Annotated in this window: 2 protein-coding genes; both read right to left on the bottom strand. The window is 42.1% G+C overall.

The window, feature by feature from the left end; all coding sequences use genetic code 11:
* Window positions 1-328 (bottom strand): LysR family transcriptional regulator (locus LG34_RS03460; RefSeq protein WP_146190182.1); only part of this gene is annotated, 328 nt, incomplete at its 3' end.
* Window positions 329-467: 139 nt separating this feature from the next.
* Entirely contained in the window at window positions 468-3035 is a 2568-nt protein-coding gene (locus tag LG34_RS03455) for an aryl-sulfate sulfotransferase (protein WP_109214888.1), read from the bottom strand.
* Between the last annotated feature and the right edge of the window lie 187 nt (window positions 3036-3222).

Raw genomic sequence — 3222 nt, 5'->3', positions numbered from 1 at the left:
CCGTTGGAAGGAAATCATCTGCATATGCGCCATCAAAACAGCCCATATTTAGCAACGGTTTCTGTGCGCGACCTGCCAGTACCGCATTTTTCTTGGCATTTTCCAATTCTTTTAAAATATTCTGCAGATCCTTCTGAAACTGCATACCAGCCTGTGTCAGCACCACCCCGCGTGCCTGACGTTCAAACAGCGGCAGACCGATTTCCTGTTCCAAAAGGGTGATCTGTTTACTCAGAGCAGGTTGTGAAATATAGAGTGATTTTGCAGCCGCAGTAATATTTCCATGCTCTGCCACACGCAAAAAATACGTAATCTGTTCCAACCTCATAACTACTTCCTCCCTTTAAAACACAAGTCTACACTGTTTTCTTTTCAAACGCAATAATCCCGGGGAAATTAAATCCCCGGGACTATTGTATTTATCCTAAGTTCAAGAATGCTCCGGCATTCATGATCTCTCTGATCGATTAGTCTGCTGTCTTATAAGTTCTGTAAGAGAACAGTGCATCAGGACTAGCCATGTTCATCTTATTTCTGGCAGGTGTCAACTCAAAGGAAATTGTGCCTGCCGCCATGTTGTAATCTGTAAATACCGGACGACATCCCTGTTTCAACTCGATAGAGGAAAACTGCGGATCTCTCAATGTACTGGCAGCTACAGCTGGAATATTATCAATTGCACCATGTAATCCCCAGCCAATTGTCACAGATGTATCACTGTCATACTGTACGCTTCCACAATGACTGGCAATATGATATTTACCATTTTTGCTTGTTAAATCTGTACCGTTGATCGCATTGTAAACCTTAGCAGTTCCGCTTGTTTCATTAATACTTACTTCAATGGTACGTGTACGTGTCGCATAAGCATTTGGTCCTAATGCAACGCTGACAAAAGGTGCTGTACCAGTCTGATTATCAAATACGCTGATCTGTGTATTTCCGCTGATCATACCTTTCGCATTTTTGTTTGTATAACGTGCAAAATGCTGTCCGAATGTCAGAGCTTTAAAGTCTTTACCATTATCATCCTTACGGTCAGTGGTATATCCTTCATATCCTTTCAGAGTAGAAGCCTTGCCACCAAGAATCCAGTCGATCGCGCCTGTATCAAAATCAAACTGGTAAACTGCACTCTGATCACGCATAGAAACAAGAATCTTGTCTGTATTGCCGTTTGCATCTAATGTATAGTCCACACTGTTTACATGAACATAATCTTTTACGCCTGCCGCAAAGTTATGATCCGCATGATCTTTCTGACCAACAGATGCATATGCACCATCCAATGTACTCTCATCATAATTGATAGACTCTACAGCAGAATCATATAATAACGGATAATCACCTGTGTTGATCTCTTTGATTACTTTTCCGTCTTTCACTTCCTGAATGATTCCCACCCATACATAAGCAGTATTTCCACCGTCAAGACCTTTTACAGTCTCCGGAAGGTTGTCTGCCAGTACCGGTGTATAGCTGAGGTTGATGTAATGATTTTTTCCAAGTACGACAAACTCATGCTGATCCAGATATCCCTGACCATGATAGTGTTTTTCGTCACTGTTTGCTTTTAAAGTAGCCTGATCAATATCTACATAATTATCATCCATTACAAGATAATAACCACTTGAGAAGCCACCCATAGCATTTCTGAATGTCGGCTCAAGCTCGATGAATGCAGTATAGTAACGGCTTCCATCAACAGCATCCTGCGCTGCAAAGTTCTCTGCCATATTTTCAGCATCACCGCTACGATCATCTACTGTTACTTCATACTGCGGAATATAGCGATAATATACTAATTCTCCATCTGTATTTACACGAAGGAAGAAATGATCCAGTGCAAATGTGTATACACCTGCATCAGAGGCTTTCACACCTGTTCCTGTAATGTCCATTCCCGGAAGCAGCTCATTTACAGTATGTACACGATACTTTTTACCATCTTCCATGGTTACTGTGATAACTTCATCTTCTGGAGTATCCGCTTTGATAGCAGCCGGTGTAAAGGATACGTTTCCATCAACCACCTCAAGATCACCTGTTTTATCACTTACGGCAGATGCTACTTTGTTGTCGCCTGTTGCTGTCAGATTGATCTTGTCTCCGGCAACTAATGCATTCAGATAGTAATCACCTTCGGATGTTTTAGATGCTGTCAGTACAACGCCAGAAGCACCATTCTCGTCTGCTGCTGCGATATCAATGTTTGCAGCTTCCGGATTTACCGGATAGTTGTTCATCTGAGCGGCAATTTTCTCTGAATAATCAAAATACTGTGCGGTATTCTGTTTTGCATTCAGGTAATCAATGTCTGCTACAAGGTTATCATTGACTTTGCTGTTTTCAATGACATAACCTTTGCCTTCTGCATCCATGTAAGCACCGTTATAATGGAATGTTACTTTTCCGTTTTCGATCATCCACTGACCGTTTTTGTTGCTTGCAAGTCCGTTATAGCCAAAGTCAACTTTTCCGCCTGCCAGATACCACCAGCCATTTTCATTTTTTTCTACGCTGTTGCAGTCAAAGTTTACTTTTCCGTTCTCGATTCTCCACCAGCCGTTTTCGTTTTTCGCGATTCCGGTGTAACCAAAATCTACTTTTCCGTTGGTAATCTTCCACCAGCCGTTCTGGTTTTTCGCTACGGTGTTTGCAGAGAAGTCTACTTTACCGTTGCGGATCAGCCACCAGCCGTTCTGATTCTTTGCTACGGTGTTTGCCGTGAAGTCTACTTTACCATTGCGGATCAGCCACCAGCCATTCTGATTTTTTGCTACTGTATTTGCAGAAAAATCAACTTTTCCGTTCTTTACATACCACCAGCCATTTTCGTTTTTTACTACGTCTGTACCACTTGTTACTTTCTGTCCATTTTTGTAATACTGCCAGTTACCTGCTGAAATTCTTTTCAGTCCGGTATAACCTGCTGCCTGAGCCGTTGTTGTCAGAGCAGAAGGTGCTGCCACACCTGTAAAAGTAAGGCAGGCAGCCACTGCGATCAATGCAGCCATTACTTTTTTCTTTTTCATAGAAAAAATCCTCCTTCTTCATTGCCGAACCCCTATGTCCGATGGCTTTATTATACGGTGTTCACACTTTCTTCACAAATACAGAAAAGCTATCCATCCATAACCGCAAGTTATGGATGGATAGCTTTTCTCTTCATCTTATAATTCAAGAATGCTCCGGCATTCTTGTTGCGAGGTGCGCGTCATG

This window comes from Eubacterium ramulus (assembly GCF_003122485.1).
In the GTDB taxonomy this organism is placed as follows: domain Bacteria; phylum Bacillota; class Clostridia; order Lachnospirales; family Lachnospiraceae; genus Eubacterium_I; species Eubacterium_I ramulus_A.
This window is presented reverse-complemented; position numbering and strand designations above follow the sequence as displayed.

Bases quoted from the DNA above. Each gene is read 5' to 3' on its own strand.
- LG34_RS03455 (WP_109214888.1), bottom strand. From the start codon at position 3,035: ATGAAAAAGAAAAAAGTAATGGCTGCATTGATCGCAGTGGCTGCCTGC.